This is a genomic window from Tenacibaculum aquaeponti (assembly GCF_052084715.1).
In the GTDB taxonomy this organism is placed as follows: Bacteria; Bacteroidota; Bacteroidia; order Flavobacteriales; family Flavobacteriaceae; genus Polaribacter.
In genome coordinates this window covers 2733987-2760479 of sequence record NZ_CP197288.1, presented here as the reverse complement: position 1 = coordinate 2760479, position 26493 = coordinate 2733987, and the positions used below count along the sequence as shown (strand labels likewise).

Annotated in this window: 23 protein-coding genes; 12 read left to right on the top strand and 11 right to left on the bottom strand. The window is 31.5% G+C overall.

The features are described 5' to 3' along the window. Window positions 1-68: 68 nt before the first annotated feature. On the top strand, window positions 69-2327 hold the full coding sequence (locus ACSIGC_RS12430; RefSeq protein WP_442265136.1) for an inorganic phosphate transporter: 2259 nt from the start codon (window positions 69-71) through the stop codon (window positions 2325-2327). A gap of 40 nt (window positions 2328-2367) precedes the next feature. Here the strand turns inward: ACSIGC_RS12430 and ACSIGC_RS12425 are convergent, their stop codons facing one another. Continuing rightward, complete coding sequence (locus tag ACSIGC_RS12425) at window positions 2368-3690, bottom strand: serine hydrolase domain-containing protein (protein ID WP_442265135.1); 1323 nt, start codon at window positions 3688-3690, stop codon at window positions 2368-2370. 88 nt (window positions 3691-3778) lie between these two features. On the opposite strand from ACSIGC_RS12425, the gene ACSIGC_RS12420 reads away from it, so the two are divergent. The 4 genes from ACSIGC_RS12420 to ACSIGC_RS12405 all read left to right on the top strand — a co-directional run bounded on the left by ACSIGC_RS12420 (window position 3779) and on the right by ACSIGC_RS12405 (window position 7859). Continuing rightward, on the top strand, window positions 3779-4990 hold the full coding sequence (locus ACSIGC_RS12420; protein WP_442265134.1) for an aminotransferase class V-fold PLP-dependent enzyme: 1212 nt from the start codon (window positions 3779-3781) through the stop codon (window positions 4988-4990). Between the two features lie 290 nt (window positions 4991-5280). Continuing rightward, entirely contained in the window at window positions 5281-6336 is a 1056-nt protein-coding gene (locus ACSIGC_RS12415; RefSeq protein WP_442265133.1) for a zinc metalloprotease, read from the top strand. Window positions 6337-6412: 76 nt separating this feature from the next. Further along, on the top strand, window positions 6413-7372 hold the full coding sequence (locus tag ACSIGC_RS12410; RefSeq protein ID WP_442265132.1) for a M43 family zinc metalloprotease: 960 nt from the start codon (window positions 6413-6415) through the stop codon (window positions 7370-7372). Between the two features lie 70 nt (window positions 7373-7442). After that, window positions 7443-7859 carry a hypothetical protein gene (locus ACSIGC_RS12405; RefSeq protein ID WP_442265131.1) on the top strand — a complete coding sequence of 139 codons (417 nt, stop codon included), beginning with the start codon at window positions 7443-7445 and terminating at the stop codon, window positions 7857-7859. Window positions 7860-7863: 4 nt separating this feature from the next. On the opposite strand, the gene ACSIGC_RS12400 is transcribed toward ACSIGC_RS12405, so the two are convergent. Continuing rightward, on the bottom strand, window positions 7864-8502 hold the full coding sequence (locus ACSIGC_RS12400; RefSeq protein ID WP_442265130.1) for a ribonuclease H1 domain-containing protein: 639 nt from the start codon (window positions 8500-8502) through the stop codon (window positions 7864-7866). Beyond that, window positions 8495-9067: a phosphoribosylglycinamide formyltransferase gene (gene purN / locus ACSIGC_RS12395; protein WP_442265129.1), complete on the bottom strand. Its 573-nt coding sequence runs from the start codon at window positions 9065-9067 to the stop codon at window positions 8495-8497. Before purN ends, ACSIGC_RS12400 begins: the two co-directional genes overlap by 8 nt. A 171-nt stretch (window positions 9068-9238) precedes the next feature. Between purN and ACSIGC_RS12390 the strand changes: the two genes are divergently transcribed. The 5 genes from ACSIGC_RS12390 (at window position 9239) to pyk (ending at window position 13475) form a co-directional block, all read left to right on the top strand. Beyond that, window positions 9239-9475, top strand: coding sequence for an acyl carrier protein (locus tag ACSIGC_RS12390; protein WP_075340350.1), 237 nt, complete (start codon window positions 9239-9241; stop codon window positions 9473-9475). A 12-nt stretch (window positions 9476-9487) separates the two neighbouring features. Next, complete coding sequence (gene fabF, locus ACSIGC_RS12385; protein ID WP_442265128.1) at window positions 9488-10741, top strand: beta-ketoacyl-ACP synthase II; 1254 nt, start codon at window positions 9488-9490, stop codon at window positions 10739-10741. A gap of 16 nt (window positions 10742-10757) precedes the next feature. After that, entirely contained in the window at window positions 10758-11495 is a 738-nt protein-coding gene (rnc, locus tag ACSIGC_RS12380; RefSeq protein WP_442265127.1) for a ribonuclease III, read from the top strand. 78 nt (window positions 11496-11573) lie between these two features. Continuing rightward, a complete protein-coding gene (locus ACSIGC_RS12375; RefSeq protein WP_442265126.1) occupies window positions 11574-12044 on the top strand; it encodes an IPExxxVDY family protein in 471 nt (156 codons plus the stop codon). A gap of 3 nt (window positions 12045-12047) precedes the next feature. Next, entirely contained in the window at window positions 12048-13475 is a 1428-nt protein-coding gene (gene pyk, locus ACSIGC_RS12370; RefSeq protein ID WP_442265125.1) for a pyruvate kinase, read from the top strand. 510 nt (window positions 13476-13985) lie between these two features. Here the strand turns inward: pyk and ACSIGC_RS12365 are convergent. The 8 genes from ACSIGC_RS12365 to ACSIGC_RS12330 all read right to left on the bottom strand — a co-directional run bounded on the left by ACSIGC_RS12365 (window position 13986) and on the right by ACSIGC_RS12330 (window position 24568). Then, entirely contained in the window at window positions 13986-14279 is a 294-nt protein-coding gene (locus ACSIGC_RS12365; RefSeq protein WP_442265124.1) for a F0F1 ATP synthase subunit epsilon, read from the bottom strand. Window positions 14280-14302: 23 nt separating this feature from the next. Continuing rightward, entirely contained in the window at window positions 14303-15814 is a 1512-nt protein-coding gene (gene atpD, locus ACSIGC_RS12360; protein ID WP_442265123.1) for a F0F1 ATP synthase subunit beta, read from the bottom strand. A gap of 182 nt (window positions 15815-15996) precedes the next feature. Then, window positions 15997-17394, bottom strand: a complete 1398-nt coding sequence (locus tag ACSIGC_RS12355) for an OmpA family protein (RefSeq protein WP_442265122.1) — start codon at window positions 17392-17394, stop codon at window positions 15997-15999. Window positions 17395-17514: 120 nt separating this feature from the next. After that, the gene (gene kbl / locus ACSIGC_RS12350) at window positions 17515-18708 is read right to left on the bottom strand and encodes a glycine C-acetyltransferase (protein ID WP_442265121.1); all 1194 of its coding nucleotides are present in this window, start codon (window positions 18706-18708) and stop codon (window positions 17515-17517) included. A gap of 24 nt (window positions 18709-18732) precedes the next feature. Next, window positions 18733-21858 carry a UvrD-helicase domain-containing protein gene (locus tag ACSIGC_RS12345; RefSeq protein WP_442265120.1) on the bottom strand — a complete coding sequence of 1042 codons (3126 nt, stop codon included), beginning with the start codon at window positions 21856-21858 and terminating at the stop codon, window positions 18733-18735. Window positions 21859-21924: 66 nt separating this feature from the next. Then, window positions 21925-22752 (bottom strand): DUF2911 domain-containing protein, encoded by an 828-nt coding sequence (locus ACSIGC_RS12340; protein WP_442265119.1) that lies wholly within the window; start codon window positions 22750-22752, stop codon window positions 21925-21927. Window positions 22753-22755: 3 nt separating this feature from the next. After that, window positions 22756-23754, bottom strand: coding sequence for a helix-turn-helix domain-containing protein (locus ACSIGC_RS12335; RefSeq protein WP_442265118.1), 999 nt, complete (start codon window positions 23752-23754; stop codon window positions 22756-22758). 124 nt (window positions 23755-23878) lie between these two features. Further along, the gene (locus tag ACSIGC_RS12330; protein WP_442265117.1) at window positions 23879-24568 is read right to left on the bottom strand and encodes a hypothetical protein; all 690 of its coding nucleotides are present in this window, start codon (window positions 24566-24568) and stop codon (window positions 23879-23881) included. Between the two features lie 209 nt (window positions 24569-24777). Between ACSIGC_RS12330 and ACSIGC_RS12325 the strand changes: the two genes are divergently transcribed. Next, the gene (locus ACSIGC_RS12325) at window positions 24778-25728 is read left to right on the top strand and encodes a carbon-nitrogen hydrolase family protein (protein ID WP_442265116.1); all 951 of its coding nucleotides are present in this window, start codon (window positions 24778-24780) and stop codon (window positions 25726-25728) included. 6 nt (window positions 25729-25734) lie between these two features. Continuing rightward, on the top strand, window positions 25735-26301 hold the full coding sequence (locus tag ACSIGC_RS12320) for a cysteine hydrolase family protein (protein ID WP_442265115.1): 567 nt from the start codon (window positions 25735-25737) through the stop codon (window positions 26299-26301). Window positions 26302-26493: the final 192 nt, after the last annotated feature.

Genomic DNA, 26493 nt, shown 5'->3' with positions numbered 1-26493 from the left:
ATTACATAACATACCAAAAAACAGAGGTGTTTACTTTTGTCAAGTTATAATTATCTTATATATAAAAGATGGGAGATCCTTTTATTTTAATGCTAGTTGCACTGGGAGCATTAGCTATTTTAGATTTAGTTGTAGGAGTGAGTAACGATGCCGTTAACTTTTTAAACTCAGCTATCGGTTCTAAAGCCATTCCTATTAAAACCATAATGATCATTGCCAGTGTTGGTGTATTCTTTGGAGCTGTATCTTCTAGTGGAATGATGGAGGTAGCAAGAAAAGGTATTTTTAACCCAAATATGTTCATGTTTGAAGAAATTATGTACATTTTTATGGCGGTTATGATTACCGATATACTGTTACTTGATATTTTTAACTCTTTAGGAATGCCTACTTCAACTACAGTATCTATTGTATTTGAATTATTAGGTTCTGCGGTTGCCATAGCTTTAATTAAAATCTCAGGAACAGATGGATCTGTTTCCCAAATCTGGAACTATATCAATCACGAACAAGCTACATGGATTATTTTAGGAATTATACTATCTGTTGTTGTCGCTTTTACAGTAGGTGCAATTGTACAATATTTTTCTAGAATTATATATTCTTTTGATTTCGAAAAAAGACCCTTATATATTAACGCTTTATTCGGTGGTTTTGCAATTACAGCTATCACTTATTTTATCATTATAAAAGGATTAAAAGGAACTCCGTTTTACGGAAACATGAAAGGATTAATCGAAGGAAATTCATTAGCTATTATAGCAGGAAGTTTTGTTTTATGGTCTGTTATTTCACTTGCTTTAATTAAACTTTTTAAAATAAATATTCTTACTGCTATTATCGCTATTGGTACTTTTTCTTTAGCCATGGCTTTTGCAGGTAATGATTTAGTAAACTTTATAGGGGTACCAATTGCTGCTTTAAACTCCTATGATGCTTGGCAACTTTCTGGTAAAGCTGCCAATGAATTCTCAATGGGAATTTTAGCAAAAAAAGTTCCTTCTAATGTTACCCTATTATTAGTAGCTGGAGCTATCATGGTAATTACCTTATGGACATCAAAAAAAGCTAGAGCTGTTATTGAAACTGGTATTAATTTATCTAGACAAGGTGATGGTCATGAAAAATTTAGACCAAATAATTTATCAAGAATTGTAGTTAGAGCAGCCATGTTTACAAACTTAGGTTTTAACGCTATTGTTCCTGAAAAAACAAGAAACTATATTAACTCAAAGTTTGAAAAACCTGTAATAAAATTACCTAAAGACAAAACATACGAATTACCTGCTTTCGATTTAGTAAGAGCTGCTGTAAATTTAATTATGGCTAGTATTTTAATTTCTATTGCTACATCTATGAAGTTACCTCTTTCCACCACATATGTAACATTCATGGTAGCTATGGGTACATCTTTAGCTGACAGAGCTTGGGGACGTGAAAGTGCTGTTTATAGAGTTGCTGGAGTTTTAAATGTAATTGGCGGATGGTTTTTAACTGCAATCATCGCTTTTACAGCAGCAGCAATAGTTGCTTTATTAATCTCTTGGCATCAAGCTATGATACCCGTTTTATTGTTAGTAGTAATAGCAATGTTAGTAAGAACAACTATTCAATATTCTAGAAAAAGTAAAGAAGAAAAACAACAACAATTTGTTGAACGTGCAGAATTATTATCCATCAATGAAATTATTGATGAAAGCTCTGAACATATTGCAAATGTAGCTCAGCGAGTAAACAAATTATATTCGAATGTTGTAAATGATCTTGCAACTCATGATTTAAATAAACTAAGAAAAACTGAAAAACACGTATTAAAATTAAACGAAGAAATTGAAAATTTAAAAAATGGAGTTTTCTATTTTATCAAGTCTTTAGATGACACTTCGGTTAAAGCTAGTAAATTTTACATCTTAATATTAAGCTATTTACAAGATGTAACCCAATCAATTAGTTACATCTCTAAGATTACATTTAATCATGTTAACAACAATCACAAAAACCTTAAGAAATCCCAATTAAAGGACCTTAAAAATATCGACAATCAACTTAGTGACTTATTAGACAAAGTTAGTCAAACGTTTGATAAAAAAACATTTGACAACCTTACTTACATCTTAGATGATCAAAAGAAACTCACTTCTGATTTATATAATTCGATAGAAAATCAAGTAGATAGAATTCGAACAGATGAAACAAGTCCTAAAAACACTACATTATATTTTAGTATTTTACTAGAAACTCAAGATTTAGTTGGAGCCCTTGTTAGTCTTTTAGAAAACTGTAATGAATTTTATATTTCAACTAAAACTGCATCAGTAAGAATATAAAAACACTCGAATAAAAAAGGCTTCAAAATTGAAGTCTTTTTTATTCAAAAGAATTTAAAATCTCACTTAAAAAATGATTTACATCTGCATTTTTGGTCAAACCTAATCGTACAATTACCATTTCTTGATCTGGCAAGACAAAAACATTCTGCCCTTGATAACCATTAAAAGAATACATATTCTTTGGCACATCTGGATATCTTCCTCCTGCATTTAACCAAATTTGAGCTCCATACCAACCATCAGAAGTAGGTGTTGGTGTAGTTGCATAATCTACCCAATCTTTATCGAAAAGAGATTCACCTTTCCATTGACCATTTTTTAAATACAACAAACCAAATTTAGCCCAATCTCTTGCTGTTGCCCAAGAATAAGAAGAACCTACATAATTACCATTCATATCTGTTTCAACAACCATCGAATTCATTCCGATTTTATCAATTAATTCTTCGTACCAAAAATCTAAATACCCCTGATGAGAATTAAATTGTTTTCTTATAATTGCTGACAATACATTTGTAGTACCCGAAGAGTAATTCCATGTTTTATTTGGCTCTCCTACCATAGGTTTGTTAAGCTGTAATTTTGTTACATCTTCGGATAAAAACAACATCTTTGTTACATCTGAAATTGAATTATAATCTTCCACCCATGCTAAACCACTATTCATTTGCAACAAATTATGAATAGTTATGTTTTTTCTTTCATCATTCGCCCATTCTATAAAAGGAGCTTTATCATATACATTAAGCTTACCTTTGCATTGTAAAATCCCCATCACTGTACTAGTAAGACTCTTGGTCATAGACCAACCCAATAACAATGAATTTTTATCAAAACCATCTGCATATTTTTCTGCAATAATCTTATCCTTATAAACAACCAAAAAAGCTCTTGTTTTGTATGTGTCATTAAACATATCACTTACAGCTTTATTCAATTTATTATAATTAATTTCAGCAAAAAGAGAATCCACTGGATCTAAATTTCCGTAAGGAAATGGAGTTTTATCATCTGGAATCGTTCTTTTAGGAACCAAAGGTTTTTTCTCAAATCCCACCCCGTCTACTACCAAAACACTCCCTAAACCTTCCCTATAAATAGCTTTCCTCTTTAACAATCCAAAAGCAGAAGCATAAGCCTCTTTCTTATTTTTATTAATTCGATTAAAAGCTAAGTTAATTGGTGAAAAATTAGTATCTGTACTATCTGTAAACTTCAAATTTCTATTTGCTAAAAAAACTGAAGAAGCCGTATTTTTCGCAGAATAACCAGCTATAATATTTAACTTCGGGTAATTATAGAAGACAGCTACTAGCAAAATAGCTATTAAGAGCAGAACTACTCTTTTAAAAATTCTCATAATTTGGGTCGTTTTCACAAATGTAAGAATTTATCTGTTTGATTGTTCTTTTGAGATCATAGCCGTATTTTTGTATAAAACTAATTTCATGTTAGATATCAAAAAAATCCGTGCAGACTTCCCTATTCTTGAAAGAAAAGTGCATGGAAAACCATTAATATATTTTGACAACGGAGCAACATCACAAACTCCAACTGTAGTAATTGATGCTATTGTTGATTATTATTCTAATTACAACGCAAATATTCACCGTGGCGTTCATACTTTGAGTCAAGAAGCCACTGATAAATATGAGGAAGCTAGAATTAAAATTCAAAAACATTTTAACGCCAAGCATCCTTATGAAATCATTTTAACATCAGGAACTACTGAAAGTGTAAATATCGTAGCTTCAGGATTTTCATCTTTATTACAAGAAGGTGACGAAGTAATTGTTTCTGCGTTAGAACACCATTCCAATATTGTTCCTTGGCAAATGATGTGTGAAAAAGTTGGTGCTGTTTTACGAGTAATACCCATGGATGAAGACGGTTCTTTACGAATTGATCTTTACGATGAAATGTTAAGTAATAAAACAAAGTTAGTTTTCTGTAACCATGTCTCAAACGCATTAGGAACCATAAATCCTATTGAAACCATTATTCATAGAGCTCATAAATTTGGCGCTTATGTATTAATAGATGGTGCACAAGCTTGTCCGCATATTAAACCAGATGTACAAGAACTAGATGTTGATTTTTATGTTGCTTCTGCTCATAAAATGTGCGGCCCTACTGGAGTTGGAATTTTATACGGCAAACAAGAGCTATTAGAAAAACTACCTCCGTATCAAGGTGGTGGAGAAATGATAGAAACTGTAACTTTTGAAAAAACTACTTATGCAGGTTTACCTCATAAATTTGAAGCAGGAACTCCAAATATTTGTGGGGGAATAGCTTTTGGAGTAGCCATAGACTATATGAACTCTATTGGATTTGAAAACATTCAAAAGACAGAACATGAACTTTTAACCTATGCTACTGAAAAACTTTCAACCATCGATGGTTTAAAAATTTACGGTACATCGACCAAAACATCGGTAATCTCATTCAATATAGAAGGAATACATCCTTATGACATTGGCTCTATTTTAGATAAACTAGGAATAGCGGTTAGAACAGGACATCACTGTGCACAACCAATAATGGATTTTTATAAAATTCCAGGAACAGTTAGAGCATCTTTAAGTTTTTATAACACCAAACAAGAAATAGACATAATGATAGAAGCTGTTAAGAAAGCAAAAATAATGCTTAGCTAACTCTATTTTTTTAAGATAAAATTAAAAAAAATAACAAAAATTGACATTTTTGTTAACTTTCAAACAATAAAAAAAAGAAGTTTAACAAACAAAAAAACTCTGAACCCCAATAAAACACTGGGATTCAGAGTTTTTTTTATTTAAAGCTGAACTTTCTAAAAAAAATAGTATTTTGGCAATCGTAAAATTTTAACATTTTTAACTGTTTATCTATAAAAATTTAACTCCCACTTAAATTTTAATCAGATTAAAAATGAATACTATTTATTAACACTTTAAAACCATTACAAATGAAAAGAGTTTTTTTAAGTATTGCTATTGTGGCAGGATTATTAATCGGATGTCAAGATGAGGATACTAAAAACACTGACCTATCTCAACAAGAAGCTATCAACATGAGTGATTTTTATGTTCAAACTGATGAGTTGAGTTCTAGATCAGCTGATGGAGCTGGAGAGAAATGTCAATCAATGAAAGTATTAAACCGCCAATTAAAGGAAAACCCTGGTTTATACAAAAAAATGTATGACATTGAGTACAACACAAGAAAATTTATTGCTGCGAAGAAAGGAAATGGAAATGGAGGAGGAAACAATGGTGGTGGTGACGGAGGTGGAACTCCTGTTACAGACAATCTAGGGGTTATTAATATACCTGTATATATACATGTAGTATACAGCAACTCTCAACAAAATATTTCAGACGCTCAGATATCTTCACAAATGAGAGTGTTAAATGATGATTTTAGAATGCAAAATTCTGATGCCAACAACACGCCTTCTGAATTTGCAGGTGTTGCTGCTGATTCTGAAATCACTTTTTCTTTAGCTGGTACATTTAGATATGCTGACTCTAGAAGTTCTTGGGGAACAAATGACGCTGTAAAATCTGCTTACCCACCAGTAACACCTGAAACACATTTAAATGTATGGGTTTGTAATATTGGAGGTGGAATTTTAGGATATGCACAATTCCCAGGTGGTAATTCTGCTACCGATGGTGTAGTATGTTCTCCTCAATATTTCGGAACTACAGGATTTGTACAAGCTCCTTTTAACGGAGGAAGAACTATGACACATGAAGTTGGTCACTACTTAAACTTACGTCATATTTGGGGAGACGGAAGATGTCGTCAAGATGATTTTGTTGCTGACACACCTTCATCAGATCGTCCTAACTACGGATGCCCAACATACCCAACTGCTCACTGTCGTTCAAATGACATGACTATGAACTATATGGATTACACAGATGACGCATGTATGAGTTTATTTACTGAAGGACAAAAAGCTAGAATGAGAGCAGTATTCCAACCAGGCGCTGCTAGAGCATCAATCTTAAATTAAATTCAAACAACAACTTAATTATAAATTAGAAGATTAAGTATATAAAATACTTAATCTTCTTTAAAAACCCTTTCAAATGAAGAAAACAGTTTTATCTATTGTAGCTGCTGCTGCATTATTTATCGGTTGTCAAAACAATGAAAACGAACAACCATTAGAAGTTAGCCCTGAAGCTTCTTTGTTAAAAGCAGAAAAGCAATGTTTTACTATGGATAAGCTAAATGAAAATTTAGCAAAAGATCCAGACTTAGCTAATAGAATGGCTAACATAGAACAACAAACTTCTAACTTTTTAGCAAACCAAGTAGATCTTCAACAGAGATTAGTAAATGGAAAAATTCAAATCCCAGTTGTTTTTCACGTTATTTACAGACAAGCAAGTGAAAATCTACCTTTATCTGTTTTAGAAGATCAAATAGCAGCAATGAATGAAGACTTCAATTTACAAAACCCTAATAGAGGAGCTATGCCAGCAGAATTTGCAGGTGTAGAAGCTAATGTAGGAATTGACTTTGTTATAGAAGATGTAATTCGTGTTAGCAGCAGAAAAAGAAGCTGGAGACCAGACGATTCTATGAAATTTTCATCTAGCGGTGGAAGTGACGTTGTAAATCCTCAAGAATTTTTAAATATCTGGATTGTAAATAATATGCCTTATAGAGGAGGAACTATTTTAGGATACGCTCAATTCCCTGGTGGAAACTGGGCTACTGACGGAGTAGTTTTAGGAAGTAGATTTGTTGGTAGAACTGATAGAACTGCAACTCATGAAGTTGGTCACTGGTTAAACTTACGTCATATTTGGGGTGACGGAGGATGTGGAGCTAGCGATTTTGTTGCTGACACTCCAGATGCTGATGGACCAAGTAGAGGATGTCCTACATACCCAACTATTGAATGTGGTAGTACAAACATGACAATGAACTTCATGGATTATTCAGATGATAGTTGTATGTACATGTTTACAAATGGTCAAAAAGCAAGAATGGATGCTGTTTTTGCTCCTGGAGCATTTAGAGCAACTATGGCAGACTAAATAGACAAAAAAAGTATATATTTATAGGCGTCATAGTTAACTATGACGCTTTTTTATTAAATAATAAATCATGAAATTTTTAATCTCTATCATAATTTTACTTTCAACTGTGGGCTGTATTTCTCAAAAAGACAATCAAACTTCAATAATTTCAGAAGTTACCTTTAATGCCCACACGAGAGGCGCAATGGAAAATATCAGTTTAATTGATAACACTATAACCTACAAAGATTACAACACAACAAAAACATACTCTATCACTAAAGATCAAAAAGAACAACTTTTTAATCTTATAAAAAATTTAGAATTAAAATCTATATCTGAACTTAAAGCCCCATCAGACAAAAGAGCTACAGATGCTGCTTTACATGCTTCTCTTCAAATAAAGACAACAAATGAGACATATATATCTAGTGATTTTGATCACGATAATCCTCCCAATGAACTAAAACCTATTATAGATTTATTGAGAAATTTTGTAAAATAAATATTTACTTTCTTCCAAAATCTGCAGGAATTTCTCCCCAGGCTTTGGTTTCCCATTTTAAAATCGGATTAGTTACTGGATTTTCCTTTAACCATGTCTCAGCTCTTTTAATTAAATCTAGCAAATCTTTATTAGCTTCTGTGAAAGTTATATTTGTTCTACATTGTTTCTTTTTTACCCAAGAAATTGCAATTTTAGAATCTGAATATAATGGATAATTAGGAAGTTTTTGCTTTTTTAACAAGGCTAAACCATGAACTAAAGCTAAAAACTCCCCAATGTTATTGGTACCCTCTTTAAAAGGGCCTTGAATAAAAATCTGTTTTTTTGTTTTTGTATCTACTCCTCTATACTCTAATATTCCTGGATTTCCGGCACATGCAGCATCTACAGATAAACTTTCTAACACAGGAGTTCCATATTTTTCTTTTTCTGAAGCAGACAACTTCTTTTTTGTTGTGTCTTTCCCTTTATAGTCACTATAGTTCTTTGTAAGCGCTATTTTAGCTTCTTCTTCACTTGAAAAAGCCTTATACTGAGCACCTTCAAATCCGGAAATTTGCTTTTTGCAAGTCTCCCATTTATTAAACACGCCTGTTTTTTTACCTTTCCAGACGACATAGAATTTCTTTTTTTTACTCATTCTGAGATAAGATAATATCTTCTATTACTTTAGGATAGTGTTCATATTCTAATTCATGTACTTTTCTAGCAATATCTTCAACAGAATCTTCAGGACTCAAAGCAGTTTTTTCTTGAAAAATAATAGCTCCTTCATCATAATGCTCGTTTACATAATGTATAGTTATGCCTGTTTCTGTTTCTTTATTATTTTTAATTGCCTTATGAACATGACTCCCATACATTCCTTTTCCACCATATTTTGGCAATAACGCAGGATGAATATTCACTATTTTATTTGGAAAGTTTACTACAATATGCTCAGGAACTTTCCACAAAAAACCTGCTAAAATGATTAAATCTGCTTCCTTTTTCAAGAAATCAAGCACCTTATCAGACTTAAAAAACTCTTCCCTATCAAAAACCAAAGAACTAACACCCAGTCTTTTGCACCTTTCCAAAACTTTGGCACGCTCGTTGTTAGTAAGCACATGAGTAACCTTAGCAGTTCTTTTAGTTTGAAAAAAACCTATAATATTCTCGGCATTACTTCCGGACCCCGAAGCAAAAATTACTATTCGTTTCATAATCTTAAAAATAGCTATGTTGTTACTGCAAAAAAACAATAATTATTAATAAGAGTGTGGTCCTAAACAAAAGATTTTTTATTTTAGACCTCACATTTTTGAGCAAAAATTAGAATAAAATCATAAGATTCGTATTTTTGCCTCGATTTTAAATTTAAAAATTAAAAAATTATGTCAGACATTGCATCTAGAGTAAAGGCAATTATCGTTGATAAATTAGGAGTAGACGATAACGAAGTAACTAACGAAGCAAGTTTCACTAACGACTTAGGAGCTGATTCGTTAGACACTGTTGAGTTAATCATGGAGTTTGAAAAGGAATTTGATATTCAAATCCCAGACGATCAAGCTGAAAATATTGCTACAGTTGGTCAAGCAATAAGCTATATAGAAGAAGCAAAGAAGTAAATTTAATTACATATGCAATTAAAACGAGTTGTAGTAACTGGACTTGGCGCATTAACGCCTATAGGAAACAATATTGAACAATACTGGAATGGCTTAGTTAACGGAGTTAGCGGTGCTGCACCTATAACATATTTTGATGCTGCCAAGTTCAAAACTCGTTTCGCATGCGAGTTAAAAAACTTTGATGTAAAGGATTACATTGACAGAAAGGAAGCTCGTAGAATGGATAGATTTACCCAGTATGCTATGATAGCTTCTGACGAAGCAATTAAAGATGCTGAATTAGATTTAGACAAACTAAACAAATATAAAGTTGGTGTAATTTGGGGAGCAGGAATTGGCGGTTTAGAAACTTTTCAGAACGAAGTAATAAGTTTTGCTGCTGGTGATGGAACCCCAAAGTTTAACCCATTCTTTATACCTAAGATGATTGCAGATATTGCTCCAGGTAACATTTCTATTAAACATGGATTTATGGGACCTAATTATACAACAGTATCCGCTTGTGCATCATCAGCTAATGCTATGATAGATGCATTAAATTACATTCGCCTTGGTCATTGTGACGTTATTGTTACTGGTGGTAGTGAAGCTGCTGTTACAATTGCAGGAATGGGTGGTTTTAATGCAATGCATGCTTTATCTAAAAGAAATGAAAGTCCTGAAACTGCATCTAGACCTTTTGACGCAGAAAGAGATGGATTTGTATTAGGAGAAGGTGCGGGTGCTCTTATTCTTGAAGAATATGAACATGCCAAAGCTCGTGGTGCAAAAATTTATGCTGAAGTTATCGGAGGCGGTATGTCTTCAGATGCTCATCATATGACAGCTCCACATCCTGAAGGGTTAGGCGTAATAGCAGTAATGAAAAACTGTCTTGAAAATGCTGGCATTAAACCAGAGGACGTTGATCATATAAACACACACGGTACTTCTACTCCTCTTGGTGATGTAGCTGAACTAAAAGCTATTTCTGAAGTATTTGGAGATCATGCCAAAAACATTAATATCAATTCTACAAAGTCTATGACAGGACACTTACTTGGTGCTGCTGGAGCTATTGAAGCTATTGCTTCATTATTAGCCATGAAGCATGGTATTGTTCCACCAACTATAAATCATAGTACTCCAGATGAAAATATTAATCCAAATTTAAATCTAACTTTAAATAAAGCTCAAGAGAAAGATATTAATGTGGCTTTAAGTAACACATTTGGTTTCGGCGGACATAACGCGTGTATCGCTTTTAAAAAGCATAAGCAATAATTAATTAATTACATATATGAATTTTCTTCGTAAAATAGTTAGGCCTAAAACTAAAGAGGACGAAGAATTTTTTTATGAACTTAAAGCTTTACTAAATTTCAAACCTATTGTTTTAAATCATTATAAAAAGGCTTTTATCCATAGGTCTTTAAAAATGACAGATAATAAAGGTAAACCTATTAATTACGAACGTTTAGAGTTTTTAGGTGATGCCATTTTAGGCTCTGTAATTGCTTCTTTTTTATATAAAGAAGCACCTAGAGGTAACGAAGGTTACTTAACTCAAATGCGATCTAAAGTTGTTAGTAGAGAAAGTTTAAATAAATTAGGTAAGGAGTTAGATTTAATACGATTCGTTAAAAGCAATATTAATCAAAACCAAGTTGGAGAAAATATTCACGGTAATATTTTCGAGGCATTGATTGGTGCTATATATTTAGATAGAGGATACAACTATTGCCATCAGTTTATTTACGACCAAGTTATATTTCCTTATATTGATCTTCAGCAACTTGAAAACAAAATAACAAGTTACAAGGGGTTTATTATAGAATGGTGTCAAAAAACAAAAAGAAAATATGCTTTTGAAAGTTATGAAGATTCAGGAAATCAGAATCAAAAGCATTTTAGTGTTCGAGTAATTATTGATGGTCAAAAAATAGCAAAAGGAAGAGCTACTTCCAAAAAGAAAGCAGAAGAAATGGCTGCCAAGCGTGTTTACTATGCTTTTCAAAACCAAATAACTAATTCATAATAAGCAAACAAGAAATCGTTTTCGTTAATTTCATCTTATTTTCACATTACATTATGTAAATTAGCATAAATTATTTTTATGCAAATTCATTCACTTACGTTAGATGATTTTTCATCTACTGATTACAATTTAATTGGAATTCATAGTCCAATAGAAGATTATCGTTTAGCGTATCTTTTGAATTTACACTTGCAACTTAATCTGAAACGATCAGATTTTGATATTGATGTTACAAAAGATAATGTCAATGCTTTTTTTTCACTTTATGAGTTCACTCATAACGCAACAGAAAACACATGGCATCTTATATCAAACTATCATAAAAAAAAAGTTGCTGGAAATAATTTAAGTTTATTTTCAGAAAGTCAAACGGTAACGTTTTTACTTCCTGAAAGGAAAAAAGTAGACTATTTTTTAAAACTGGAAGGAGATTTTAACTCTATACTTATTAACAAAACTATAGAATTAATAAATAAAATTCCACAAATAGTAACTTCTTATTCCATAGATACAAACAAACTAAAATCAAAAGAGTCTTTAATTTTTTAACCTATGCCTCACAACAAAAAAACAAAAATTGTTGCCACATTAGGACCTGCAACTAATACGAAAGAAATTCTAACAAAAATGGCGGAAGCTGGTGTGAATGTATTTAGAATAAATTTTTCTCATGCAGATTATGATATTGTAAAAGAACGTGTACAACAAATACGTGAAATAAATGAAGAAAAAGGATATAATGTCGCGATTTTAGCAGATTTACAGGGCCCTAAACTAAGAGTAGGTGTTATGGAAGACGACATAGAAGTTAAAGCCGGAGACAGCTTTATTTTCACTACTGAAAAGTGTATTGGAACAAAGGAAAGGGCTTTTATGACATACAAACGTTTCCCTAAAGATGTAAAACCTGGTGAAAACATTCTTGTTGATGATGGAAAATTACTTTTTGAAGTGATTTCAACAGACAAAGAAAAAGAAGTTGTAACTAAAGTAATTAATGGAGGTCCTTTAAAATCTAAAAAAGGAGTAAACTTACCAAATACTGATATTTCTTTACCTGCACTTACTGAAAAAGATAAAAAAGATGTTGTTTTTGCTTTGGAGCAGGAAGTAGATTGGATTGCCTTATCTTTTGTTAGAAACCCTGAAGATTTAAGAATGCTTCGTGATTTAATTAAACAAAAATCAAGATATCGTGTACCAGTAATTGCTAAGATTGAAAAACCTGAAGCCGTAGAAAACATAGATGCTTTAATTCCATATTGTGATGGATTAATGGTAGCCAGAGGTGACTTAGGTGTAGAAGTTCCTATGCAAGATGTACCGTTAATACAAAAGAGTTTAGTAAGAAGAGCTAAAAAAGCAAGAATACCTGTTATTATTGCTACTCAAATGATGGAAACTATGATAGAAAATAGCGTTCCAACACGTGCAGAAGTTAATGATGTTGCAAATTCAATTATGGATGGCGCAGATGCTGTAATGCTATCAGGTGAAACTTCAGTAGGAGCACATCCTGTAAAGGTTATTCAAAAAATGACAGAAATTATTGGTAGTGTTGAATTCTCTCCTTTAATTAAAGTTCCTATTGAACCTCCTCATGTTAGAACTAATCGCTTTATAACAAAATCTGTTTGTCATCATGCTGCATTAATGGCAGATGATATAAAGGCTTCTGCTATTTCTACTTTAACAAATAGTGGTTACACGGCTTTTCAAATATCTGCTTGGAGACCAAAATCTCATGTTATTGCTTTTTCTTCAGAAAGAAGAATTCTTGGGAAATTAAATTTACTATGGGGGGTCAGAGCTTATTATTATGATAGAGATTTAAATACAGATGATACTGTAAAAGATATTAATGAAATCATTAAAGAAAAAAACTTCGTGAAATCAGGTGAATTTGTTATTAACTTAACCTCAATGCCTGTTGAGGAAAGAGGTATGGTTAATACTTTAAGAGTTTCACAAATAGACTAAATAAAATTAGTCGAAAACTAAATCACTCTGTAATGAAAATACAGAGATATATTACACAGGGGGCTAAAAAGCCCCTTTTTTTTTATTCTAATATAAAAAATAGAATTGTCTGAGTTTGATAATCTATGATATTCGTTAATCATTTCATCTGTGCTATTTACAGTACTACAAATACCAAAAGATGCTTGCATAGTATAAATCACTAAACTTTCTAAATTCTTATTTAATCTTGCGAAAACCTCTATTCTTGAGTTACTTTACTTAATAACTGAAACTTATTTAAAGCTATGTTTTATGCATATATGGATAAGTTCTGAACTAAATAGTCCTTTTAAATTCGATACGGTCTCTATATTACAAATTTTCATAAGAAATTCTCGACAGTAAACTTTTATATCTCCTTTTAATAACTGATAGCGATATTTTGTAACCTAAATGTTACCAATAAAAAAACCCGTAAATTAATTTACGGGTTTATAGTTTATATATAATCAAAACAATATTTATAATCTAATCAGCTAGAATAATTGCTTTGTTATCTTTAATTTCTATTGTTCCAGAATTGATCGCTAAAGTTAGTACTTTATCATCTGCTGGTAATTTTTCAATACTACCATGTAAATCATCAAATACTAAATGACTTTGATTATGAACATGTACTTTAACTACACCTTTATTTAAAACAGACACTATAGGCGCGTGATTGTTTAAAATTTGGAACTCTCCATTCACACCTGGAACTACAACAGAATCAATTTCTGATGAGAAAACAACTGCTTCAGGAGTAACGATTTCTAAAAACATAATTAACTATTAAATAATTAATATTAAGCTTCTGCTAACATTTTCTCTCCAGCTTCAATTGCGTCATCAATTGAACCTCTTAAGTTAAATGCTGCTTCAGGGTATTTATCTAATTCACCATTCATGATCATATTAAATCCTTTGATGGTATCTTTAATATCAACTAACACTCCTGGAATACCAGTAAATTGTTCTGCTACATGGAATGGTTGAGATAAGAAACGTTGAACACGACGAGCTCTATGCACTACTAATTTATCTTCTTCAGATAATTCTTCCATACCTAAAATCGCGATAATATCTTGCAACTCTTTATAACGTTGTAATAACTCTTTTACTCTTTGTGCACAATTATAATGCTCATCACCTAAAATTTCTGGAGTTAAAATTCTAGAAGTAGAATCTAATGGATCTACCGCTGGATAAATACCTAACTCAGCAATTTTACGAGATAATACAGTAGTAGCATCTAAGTGAGCAAACGTTGTTGCTGGTGCTGGATCCGTTAAATCATCTGCAGGTACATAAACTGCCTGAACAGAAGTAATCGATCCTTTCTTTGTAGAAGTAATACGCTCTTGCATTGCTCCCATCTCAGTAGCTAATGTTGGTTGGTAACCTACTGCAGAAGGCATACGTCCTAATAATGCTGATACCTCAGATCCTGCTTGAGTAAAACGGAAGATGTTATCAACGAAGAATAATACATCTTTTCCTTGATCTTCTCCAGCCCCATCACGGAAATATTCAGCTATAGTTAAACCAGATAATGCTACACGAGCACGTGCACCTGGTGGTTCATTCATTTGTCCAAATACGAAAGTAGCTTTAGAATCTCTCATTGTAGCTTTATCTACTTTAGATAAATCCCATCCTCCTTCTTCCATAGAATGCATAAAATCATCACCATATTTGATAATTCCAGATTCTAACATCTCTCTTAATAAATCATTTCCTTCACGAGTTCTTTCACCTACTCCAGCAAAAACAGATAAACCTCCGTGTCCTTTTGCGATGTTGTTAATTAACTCCTGAATTAATACAGTTTTACCTACTCCAGCACCTCCAAATAATCCAATTTTTCCTCCTTTAGCGTAAGGTTCAATTAAATCGATAACTTTAATACCTGTAAATAAAACTTCTGTAGAAGTAGATAATTCTTCAAATTTAGGTGCCTGACGGTGAATTGGAAGACCGTCTTTTCCTGTTTTTGGTAATTCACCTAAACCATCAATTGCTTCTCCTGTTACATTAAATAAACGTCCATAGATATCATCTCCAATTGGCATTTGTATTGGATTTCCTGTAGCTATTACTTCCTGACCTCTTTTAAGACCATCCGTAGCATCCATTGATATTGTACGAACAGTATCTTCACCAATGTGTTGTTGAACTTCTAAAACTAATGTAGTACCGTCAGTTTTTTTAATTTCTAATGAATCATAAATTTTTGGTAACTCTGAATTTTCAGTGTTAAACTCAACATCGATAACCGGACCAATAATCTGAGAAACTTTACCTTTTATTGTAGACATTACTTTCTGTAATTAAGTTATTGTATTTATTAAGTGTTTATTATCCCACTTTTCAGTGCGCAAAGGTAATTTTTTTATAACAATATAAAAAACTTTAGCCATAAATTTTAATTTACACAAAGACAATAAAAAAAGCCTCGCAAATGCGAGGCTTAATATGTTCTATAACTTATTTAGAAAAATTATTTCTTTAAGTTAATTTCTACACGTCTGTTTTGTGCTCTACCAGCTCTAGTTTTGTTAGAAGCAATTGGGTAATCTTCTCCTAAACCTACTGAAGATAATCTATTACCAGCAATTCCGTGAGAAGCTAAGTAATCTAAAACAGCTTTAGCTCTTCTTTCAGATAATCTTTGGTTAGCTGCATTAGCTCCTTGGCTATCAGTATGTCCTTCGATATTGAAGTTAGCATTTGGATACTCCTTCATGATACCTGCAATTAAATCTAACTTTCCTGTTACTCCAGGTCTGAAAGTAGCTCTTCCAGAGTTAAAGTAGATAGCTCTTGCGAAGTTTTGTAATTCTTTTAACTTAACTTCCTCAATTACTGGCTTAGGCTCTGGACAACCTTGTCTTGAAGCAACACCAGGCACATCTGGACACTTATCTACGTTATCTTTAACACCATCGTTATCTTTATCTCCCCAAGGACATCCTCCATTTTCTGCTGGACCTGCCTCATTTGGACACTTATCGTTCTTGTTAGCGATACCATCTCCATCAGAATCTGGACATCCGTTCATTGCTTTAGTTCCTGCTTCAGTTGGACAAGCATCATCTTTATCAGCGATACCGTCACCATCAGCATCAGGACAACCGTTTAACTCAGCTTTACCAGCTTCGTTTGGACAAGCATCATCAGAATCTTTGATTCCGTCACCATCAGCATCAGGACAACCATTAAACTCTTTTAAACCAGCAACTTCTGGACAAGCATCATCTTTATCGTAAACACCATCTCCGTCAGTATCTTTTCCTCCGAAACGGAAAACAACACCTAAACTATGTTGGAAATGATCTTGAATTTTATCAGCAAATTCTTTTTTAGCTCCAGTTTGGAAGTTTAAACCTATGTTTTCGTTGAACCATACGTTAAATCCAGCACCTACATTTAAAGTACCTTCTCCTCCGTCTTCGAATACGACTCCATTGATTCTACCAAAGTCAGTGTAACCACCCCCAACGTATACGTAAGGATCCCACCAACCTGTATCTCCGATTAAGTGGTTAAAATCCCACTTAACATTTAAATCTACAGCCCAGTATAATTCATTAATATCTCTTTCTGATCTATAAGTCTTAATCTTGTTGATAGACCCAGCTAATTGTAAAGTAAAACCGTCAGCTAAATACTTCTCAACGTTTACTCTAGAAATAGATGGCAATAAGTTATCAGACCACTCTGAAGTCCCAACATAATCTTGTAAATAGTCTCCAAATTCACTAGGAATTCTAACATCTACAACATTAACACCGAAACCAACAACCCAAGGATTGTTTTCATCTTGCGCATTAACCTTACTAAACGATAGTAATGTCAACACAGCTGTAAAAATCACAGCAAAATTTAATTGTTTCATTATCAAAAATTTAAATTAAAAGTTCGTTTATATATAACGCAAATGTAAGTTCTAAAAACTTATTTACAAAAGCAAATCTACAAAAACTTATAAAAAAAACAAGTTTTTGTTCGTCTTTTACTAAATAATACTTAACGATTTTCCTACTTTTACAAATGCATTTATTGCCTTATCTAAATGTTCTTTTTCATGAGCTGCGGATAATTGCACTCGTATTCTTGCTTGTTCTTTTGGTACTACTGGGTAAAAGAAACCTATAACATAAATACCTTCTTTTAAAAGCTCATTTGCCATTACTTGAGACAGTTTTGCATCGTATAACATAACAGGAACTATAGCAGCATCTGCACCAACTAAATCAAAACCTGCTCTTTCCATTTCAGTTCTAAAGTAATTTGTATTCCACTCTAATTTATCTCTTAAAGAAGTATCATTAGATAACAGATCAAAAACTTTTAACGAAGCTCCAACGATTGCTGGCGCAAGTGAGTTAGAGAATAAATATGGTCTTGATCTTTGACGTAAGATTTCTATAATTTCTTTTTTACCCGTTGTGTAACCTCCCATTGCTCCACCTAAAGCTTTACCTAAAGTTCCTGTAATGATATCTATTCTACCCATTACTCTCTTTAACTCTAGTGTACCTCTACCAGTTTCTCCAATAAAACCTGCTGCATGACACTCATCTATCATAACCATTGCATCGTATTTATCTGCTAAATCACAAATCTTATCTAATTCAGCAACGATACCATCCATAGAAAAAACTCCATCAGTAACAATAATTTTAAACCTATGGTTTTGTTTATTTGCTTCAATTAATTGCTCTTCTAATGAAGCCATATCATTATTATTATAACGATAACGTGCCGCTTTACATAAACGAACACCATCGATGATAGAAGCATGATTTAAACTATCAGAAATGATAGCATCTTCTTTTGTTAATAATGGCTCAAAAACACCTCCATTTGCATCAAAAGCTGCTGCATATAAAATTGTATCTTCAGTCTGATAAAATTCGGCAATTTTAGCTTCTAATTCTTTATGAATATCTTGAGTTCCACAAATGAAACGCACAGAAGACATTCCGAAACCATGAGTATCCATAGTATCTTTAGCGGCCTGAATTACTTCTGGATGATTTGATAAACCTAAATAGTTATTTGCGCAAAAATTGATCACCTCTTCACCTGTAGAAATCTTAATTACAGCATCCTGTGAAGACGTAATAATACGTTCTGTTTTATATAATCCAGCATCTTTAATATCCTGAATTTCTTTTTGTAAATATTCTTTTATTTTTCCGTACATGGCTTGTTTGTTTATGTGGTAAAATTATGCAATTTCTTCCACTAAAATTTCATCATTTATATATATCAATATTTTTTTATCTACCTTAAAATTCAACTGACCTAAATCGTTGGCGTATTTATTAATTTGATGCATATGTGAACGATCTGGTTTTCCTGTTTTATAATCGATAACAGTTACCATATTATTATAGAACACTAAACGATCTGGAATAATAATTTCATCCATATTATTTCGTATTTCTCTTTCGTTAACGACAGTCACCTCATCAGAATAAAAGAAAGTCAGTTTAGGATGATTTAAAATATCTCGAATTCGAGCAGTAAGATTATCTAAAACTTCTACATCTAAATCTCCTTTACTTTTATAAAAGTTTAAAATTTCATCTACATCTTTGTTAGTTTTTATCTTCGATAAAATATCGTGCGTAATGTTTCCGTAAGCAACAGCTTCTTCTGCATCAGTATTCCAAACTTTCGATGCACTTGACAACAAAACAATATTATGATCTTGCCAAGAAGTAGAAATAAATTGATCTTGTAATTTCAATTTATTAGTATCAACAACAACTTTTTCACTATTTCTTTTTGATTCTCCAAAAACATATTCATTTACATCTTCTTCCCATCTTCCTACTTTTTTTAAATAAGAAATAAAAGCTCCGGAATAATAATTCATATTTTCACCTGATTTAGTTAATCTTTTCTCTGTGATAATATGTAATTGCTCTACCGATCTTGTTAATGCAACATATAATAGGTTGAAATTATCTAACTCTAATTCTTGTCGTTGCTGATGATAAATTTCTTTTCCTAAGTCATTAATATATTCGAGACTTTTACTGTAATCGATAAGTAACTCTTCAAAACCTAAAAAGTCGTTTGACAAATTATGAAACCAAACTTTAGGTTTTACTTGTCGATAAATATCTAAATCGAAAGGAAAAATAACCACAGGAAACTCTAAACCTTTAGATTTATGAATTGTCATTATTTTAACCGCTTCAGATTCATCTGGTGTTGCTATACTTAAATTATCTTTTTTAGAACTCCAAAAATCTAAGAAATCTTGAATCGTAACACCTCTTCCTTGTTGATCTAAAACTAAATCAAGAAAAAACTGCACATATGCATCTGATGTTTCTAATAAAGAAAACCCACGAATGATGTATTCTATCTTTTCGTAGAAAGGCAGTGTATTAAAAAGCTCTAATTTAAAATTCGTTCCTAAACCATTTAACAACTCGATAAAGGTTGGCAAATCACACTTCACCTTGTCTGTTAGAAATGTATGTAGATCACTATTTGTTTGTAAATGCTTGTGAAGAAAACATAGTAACTCGAATCGGTTTTGCTCATCATTAGGATATAAAATTAACTTCAAGAAATTAATAATGAATAATACCTTATTACTATTTGCTAACAGTAATGTTTCTGAAGAAACTATTGGAATTCCTTTTTCCGATAAATAATTTGCAACAGCAATTCCTTCTTTTTTCTTGCGAACTAACACTGAAATTTCACTTAAAGCGTACTGTTGCTGTAACTCGACGATTTGCTGATAAACTTTTTCTGGATATTTACTTTTCTCTTCTTCTTTATCTTCTTTTTTTTCTAAAAACGAAATACTAACACAACCTCCTGTTTTACTATTTTCTTGTTGCTGATTTCCTTCTATAAATAACTCTTTATAATTCGGATTAGAGAATAAGGTGGCTACATGCTGAAAAAAATCGTTATTGAAATTGATAACTTCAGAATAACTTCTAAAGTTTCTTCCTAAAAGCTTTAATTCTTTTTCAATATTGAAAGTTACATTTTCAGAAGAACTTAAATCAATTAACTGTTCTGCTTTTCCTCCACGCCATCTATAAATCGCTTGCTTTGCATCTCCTACTAACAACAAACTACTACTTTCTTGTGCTAACGCATTGTCTATTAAAGGAATTAAGTTTTGCCATTGTAAGATTGAAGTATCTTGCATTTCATCAATAAAATAGTGCATAAAACGCTGACCAATTCTCTCATAAATATATGGTGTAGGTTGATCTTTAATATGATCTGAAATCAGTTGATTGAATTCGGCATTTAATCGAATATTATTTTCTTCTTTAATCGTATTTAATTCTTTATTGACATTATTTAACACCGCTAATGGAACCAAACTTTTTAAAGCCAATTGTTGCAATAATACATCTTGAAAAATCTTTTCTGATTCAAAATATAGATTCAAAAGTTCTGGAAGAATTCCATCAATTGCAGATTTAATATCTTCAGATTTTGATTTCGAATAGAACATATTTTCTTCTATTCTTTCTTTCAGTTTACTTTGATCGAAAAACTTAGCTTGTAACGGATCTTTTTGTAAGGCTATAAAATGTTTAGGAATTAAAGAATAATAGAAATCTTTATGATCGAGATTCATAGTGGCAATTACTTCCAATCCCCTTGCTCCTATTTCTTTTAATCTTTTTACTGCTTCCTTTTTACTTTTCTTTAATTTGTCTTGTAAAGCATTAAAATCTCCAACAGTTTTCTGACTTAACTTCCTGAAATGTTTTACATCATCTTCTCTAAGTAAAACCTTAGAAAATTCCTTCAATTCAAAAGAGACATCCCAAGATTTATCTTCATCTATTTTCGATGCAGAATATTCAATTAAAAGTTTCGTAATATCATTTCGAACACCAATTTTAGAAACTAAAATATCAACTGCTTCATTCAGCAATGAAACCGCATCCATCTCAACTTCAAAATTTAAAGTTAGTCCAAGATCATAAGCGAAATTCTTAATAATCTTATGTGTAAAACTATCGATAGTTGTAATAGAAAATGCAGAATAGTTTTGAAGAATCGCATTTAAAACTTTCTGACTTCTTTCTTTAATTATAGTTACATCTATTGGAGTTTCTTGCAAGATGAGTTCTAGCATATCTGTAGACTCTCCATTAGAAAAAGCGTTTAAATTTTTCAACACTCTTTCTTTCATTTCTCCTGCTGCCTTATTGGTAAATGTAACTGCTAAAACTTTTTGAAAGTAAAAGATATCTTTCGACTGAAGTAAAATCTTAAGATATTCTTTAACAAGTGTAAACGTTTTTCCGCTACCTGCTGAAGCATTATATATTTGAAAAACAGATGTATCTTGCACGTACTAAATTTTATGCAAGTTAAATAAAAATTACCCTAAATAAATAGGGTAATTTTAATATTTGAGTTACTGCAACTCTTTAATAAGTTTAGAATTGATTCTTATAAAATCGTCGTTTTTTGCTTTTTCTGATAAAGCTAAAGCTCGTTTTGCTGAATCTAAAGCTTCTAATTTTCTATTTAAATCTTTAAGTATTAAAGCTTCTCTTGTTACTTGAAAGAATAAAGCTTTACTCGAACTCGTAACTTTTTGAACATAATTTAAAGCTTTATTTAAATCTGTTTTTGTTTCGTGTAAATAAACCGCCGCTCTAAAATAATCGTTGTTACTAGGCCCTGATAAAGTCTTATCGATTGAGTTTAATATTTCTTTTTGCTCATCTAATTCTAAAGGAATTACAACTCTTGTAGTTTCCCACTCAATAAAAAGTTTAGCACTATTTATTGTAATATCTTGTAAACGGATATCTAAAGTTTCTACGTTAGATAACATTTTGTTTACCGGAACTTGTATTGTAAACAATGGTTTTTCCTTTAAATAATTTGTCCATCTAGAACTAGAATAGTTAAACCATTTTATTTCCCAACTGTTTTTATTAGGGTAACTCAACAAGGTATAACTTCCTTTTTCTAATAATTGACCGTTTACTTTTGTTGGTTTTGAAAATGATATTTTCGTAGCAGCATTAGCTCCCGTTCTCCATACTTGATAAAACGGTAATAACTCTCCAAAGATTTTTCTTCCTCTTTTACTTGGCCTTGAATATTCAATAGTGATTTCTGAAAGTCCGACACTTTGTGTGCTTACAGATTTCGGACTTAAACTTGGGGTTTTTATTTGTCCAAACACTACTGCATTGACGAAAAGAAATAAGATGATAATTTTATGTTTCATTTTTTACTGATTTTTATTGAAATATGCTGATGGTGATACTCCCATCAAGTTTTTAAATGACTTATTAAATGTTGTTTTTGAATTGAATCCAGCTTCTTGTGCTAATCCAAAAAATGTAAGTTGCTTTCCTTTTTCTGATTCTGCTAATTGTACAAATTCTTTTATTCGATAATAATTGACATATTCGAAGAAATTCATCCCTATGTTTTCATTCAATAACCTTGATAATTCTGGACTATGAACTCCTAACATTTCAGCTAATTCTTTTTTCAGTAGTTTATTATTTAAATAAGGTTTCTTCTCCAACATTAATCGTTCTAAATCTATTTTTAATCGTTCTAAATCTTGAACATCTAATTTTGATTGTTGGTACTTTTTCTCTTTTAACTCTGGAATAGCTTTAAGCACTTTAGGATTCATCATTAAATAATACGTGATGAATAAAACTATGAACGTTAAGATTAACCAAATGTATGGTCTTGAATTTCGTTCTAGCATTGGAAATCCAAAGAAACTTGTTAAAAACAAGATCAACCAAACTAACATACACAAACCTGTTATTACAAGAAAGTTTTTCAGAAACTTAGTGTGCGGAACATAAGAAATTTCTTTTCGATATACTTCTGAAAAAGATTGAAATACTTTAACACCCAAAAACCAATACCAAATATTTACAACTAATCCAACAGCATGACACATGTAGATAACATGCATTAACGGAACAATTTTATTTCTTGCTAAAAGAGTTTCTCTCGATGGCAGAATAAAATATCCTAAAATAAATATTGAATATAAAAAACCAGGCACATAATGCATTATATCTCTCTTTATAAACTTTTGTTTATGCAGTACAGATCTTACGAAAAGAAAAATAGTTGGCCCGAACAACAAAGCAGAAAACTCAGACATAGCAATTAACCTGAAGTTCTTATTAAAAAACCCACCACTATGCAAAACTTTACCTAAAAAACCTACAGAAAGAACAGCAATTAAAATCAACATGAAATCATTTATATATTCTCTTTTTTTAAAAGAAATAAAATAAATAACAATTATTAACAAACTTTGAAAAAAGCCAAAATAGATCAGTTGATTAAGTAGCATTTGCATAATTTTTGTGGTGAATTTAATCAATTACAAATTGATGTACATGTTTTAAATCTTTATAAGTTGACAACGGATGCTTCTTTAAAAAAGACTGAAATGCTTCTTTAGTTTCCCAAGTTACAATTGTAATTAAAGTAGGATTATAATAATAGCCTAAAGGAGATTTTCCTTTTGTAAGTTTTATAACAATCTTTCCACCTGATTTTTCAACTTCTTTAATCCATTTTTTTGTAAATTTTTCACTTTCGTTATTCTTTTTCCAAAATGAAGTTACTACATTATGTTTATTTCGATCAATCTCAAATTTTATATCATTTTTAATTTCATAATATACTAATTCAAAATGAGGAAATAACCTTTTCCTTTGCTCGTGAAAATCTGGCACTTCTTTTTCAATAACATCTAAAAAACTTTCTCTTTTCATAACACTTTCCCACTTACCAAAAACTAAACTATTTGGAAGATAGCCTCCCAAAATAAGCTCATCTGTTTTAAAGCCTTTCTGTGGAGTAAATGAATATTTTACACCAACTGGAAAAATTGTTTTCTTATAGCGATCGAACAACTTGTTAAAATCTTTCTTGGTATTACTAATTAAAAGTATATCTAACACCTCTCCTTTTTTAAAATCATAGTATTGAATATTTTTCTGCGCGTAAAAATAACTACTGAAAAACAACAATAATAAACTCGTTAGTTTTAGATTCATTTTTTTCTGTTTTTAATTTTCTTCAAAAAAAAAACAAGATTTAATTAAAAGCAATTTTTTAGTGTACGCATAAAGTATATGCACTTGTAAATCACCAATATTGTTGCAAACTCTACATTTTACAACAATTTGTTAAATCCGTTTTCATTTTAAAATTCTCATCTCATTTTTGAATATATTCGTGTAACAAACAAACCTAAACAACTATAATGAGCAGTATCTTAAAAATTGGAATGGCGCAAATTTCTCCTGTATGGCTGAACAAAGAAAAGACCATTGACAAAGTGAAATCTTATATACTGAAGGCTGCAAATGAAAATTGTGATCTTGTGATATTTGGTGAAGGATTATTACCTGGATATCCGTTTTGGTTATCGATAACTAATGGTTCTGAATTCAATTCGCAAATCCAAAAAGAGATACATGCTCATTATATTAAGAATTCTGTTCAGATTGAAAAAGGCGATTTAGATGATATCTGCAAAATCGCTAAAGAAAAATCAATCGCTATTTATTTAGGTATTATTGAAAGAGCTGCTAACAGAGGAAATCACAGCTTATATTGCTCACTAGTTTACATTAATGAATTAGGAGAAATTAAATCTGTTCACAGAAAATTACAACCTACATACGAAGAACGACTAACTTGGTCTCCTGGAGACGGACACGGATTACAAGTTCACCCATTAAAAGACTTTACAGTTGGTGGTTTAAATTGTTGGGAAAACTGGATGCCATTACCAAGAACTGCTTTATATGCTCAAGGTGAAAATTTACATGTTGCCGTTTGGCCTGGTGCAGAAAGAAACACTTTCGATATCACGAAATTTATCGCTAAAGAAAGTAGATCGTTCGTAGTTTCTGTTAGCGGATTTATGAGTATTGAAGATTTTCCGAAAGATACACCTAACTACGATGTTGTTGTAAAAAATGCTCCAGAAGTTTTAGCAAACGGAGGATCTTGTATTGCTGGTCCAGATGGAGAATGGGTAATTCCGCCAGCTACAGGAAAAGAAGGACTTTTTACTGGAGAAATTGATTTTCAGAAAGTATTAGAAGAACGTCATAATTTTGATTGTGTTGGACATTATTCTAGACCAGATATCACAAAACTTACTTTAAACACAGAAAGACAATCTATTATTGATTTTTCTAACTAATTACTTATGAGCTTAAAAGATTTAAACACCGCTTTACTACTTATTGATATTCAAAAAGGATTTGAAGACGAAGATTATTGGGGCGGAAATAGAAACAATAAAGATGCTGAAAAAAAATGCGAAGAGATTTTAGAAAAATGGAGAGCTGCTGAATTACCTGTATATCACATTATGCATAGTTCTCAAGATCCGAAATCTTTATTACATGAATCGCATCCTGGTTTCGAACTTTGTGATGAAATTAAACCTTTACCAAACGAACCTGTAATTGTTAAGAACGTAAACAGTGCTTTTATAGGAACAAATCTAAAGGAGATTTTAGAAGAAAATAATATCAATACTGTTGTAATTGTTGGACTAACTACAAATCATTGTATTTCTACGACAACAAGAATGTCTGGAAACTTAGGTTTTAATACCTTTTTAATTTCTGATGCAACAGCAACTTTTGATAGAAAAGGAATCAACGGTGAAGTTTTCTCTGCTGAAACTATTCATCAAACCACATTAGCGAATTTGAATGAAGAATTTGCTGAAGTAATTTCAACAGAGGAATTATTAAAACGATTATAACATTTAAAACTTACTGTATAAATCAAAAGAGACACTAAAAAATTAGCGTCTTTTTTCGTTTTTTATATAAAGTGTTATTCTTTTTTTGAATATCCGTTATAAATCATATTTGATGCTTAAGCGTCATTCCGAATTCATTTCGGAATCACATAATTTTAATAAACAAGGATTTATGATGAGAACCTGAAACAA

Bases quoted from the DNA above. Each gene is read 5' to 3' on its own strand.
- ACSIGC_RS12405 (WP_442265131.1), top strand. From the start codon at position 7,443: ATGAAATTTTTAATCTCTATCATAATTTTACTTTCAACTGTGGGCTGT.
- ACSIGC_RS12365 (WP_442265124.1), bottom strand. From the start codon at position 14,279: ATGTTTTTAGAAATCGTTACTCCTGAAGCAGTTGTTTTCTCATCAGAA.
- ACSIGC_RS12375 (WP_442265126.1), top strand. From the start codon at position 11,574: ATGCAAATTCATTCACTTACGTTAGATGATTTTTCATCTACTGATTAC.
- pyk (WP_442265125.1), top strand. From the start codon at position 12,048: ATGCCTCACAACAAAAAAACAAAAATTGTTGCCACATTAGGACCTGCA.
- ACSIGC_RS12325 (WP_442265116.1), top strand. From the start codon at position 24,778: ATGAGCAGTATCTTAAAAATTGGAATGGCGCAAATTTCTCCTGTATGG.
- ACSIGC_RS12340 (WP_442265119.1), bottom strand. From the start codon at position 22,752: ATGAAACATAAAATTATCATCTTATTTCTTTTCGTCAATGCAGTAGTG.
- atpD (WP_442265123.1), bottom strand. From the start codon at position 15,814: ATGTCTACAATAAAAGGTAAAGTTTCTCAGATTATTGGTCCGGTTATC.
- ACSIGC_RS12335 (WP_442265118.1), bottom strand. From the start codon at position 23,754: ATGTTGATTTTAATTGCTGTTCTTTCTGTAGGTTTTTTAGGTAAAGTT.
- fabF (WP_442265128.1), top strand. From the start codon at position 9,488: ATGCAATTAAAACGAGTTGTAGTAACTGGACTTGGCGCATTAACGCCT.
- ACSIGC_RS12330 (WP_442265117.1), bottom strand. From the start codon at position 24,568: ATGAATCTAAAACTAACGAGTTTATTATTGTTGTTTTTCAGTAGTTAT.
- ACSIGC_RS12355 (WP_442265122.1), bottom strand. From the start codon at position 17,394: ATGAAACAATTAAATTTTGCTGTGATTTTTACAGCTGTGTTGACATTA.
- ACSIGC_RS12400 (WP_442265130.1), bottom strand. From the start codon at position 8,502: ATGAGTAAAAAAAAGAAATTCTATGTCGTCTGGAAAGGTAAAAAAACA.
- ACSIGC_RS12420 (WP_442265134.1), top strand. From the start codon at position 3,779: ATGTTAGATATCAAAAAAATCCGTGCAGACTTCCCTATTCTTGAAAGA.
- kbl (WP_442265121.1), bottom strand. From the start codon at position 18,708: ATGTACGGAAAAATAAAAGAATATTTACAAAAAGAAATTCAGGATATT.
- ACSIGC_RS12320 (WP_442265115.1), top strand. From the start codon at position 25,735: ATGAGCTTAAAAGATTTAAACACCGCTTTACTACTTATTGATATTCAA.
- purN (WP_442265129.1), bottom strand. From the start codon at position 9,067: ATGAAACGAATAGTAATTTTTGCTTCGGGGTCCGGAAGTAATGCCGAG.
- ACSIGC_RS12390 (WP_075340350.1), top strand. From the start codon at position 9,239: ATGTCAGACATTGCATCTAGAGTAAAGGCAATTATCGTTGATAAATTA.
- ACSIGC_RS12415 (WP_442265133.1), top strand. From the start codon at position 5,281: ATGAAAAGAGTTTTTTTAAGTATTGCTATTGTGGCAGGATTATTAATC.
- ACSIGC_RS12425 (WP_442265135.1), bottom strand. From the start codon at position 3,690: ATGAGAATTTTTAAAAGAGTAGTTCTGCTCTTAATAGCTATTTTGCTA.
- ACSIGC_RS12430 (WP_442265136.1), top strand. From the start codon at position 69: ATGGGAGATCCTTTTATTTTAATGCTAGTTGCACTGGGAGCATTAGCT.
- rnc (WP_442265127.1), top strand. From the start codon at position 10,758: ATGAATTTTCTTCGTAAAATAGTTAGGCCTAAAACTAAAGAGGACGAA.
- ACSIGC_RS12410 (WP_442265132.1), top strand. From the start codon at position 6,413: ATGAAGAAAACAGTTTTATCTATTGTAGCTGCTGCTGCATTATTTATC.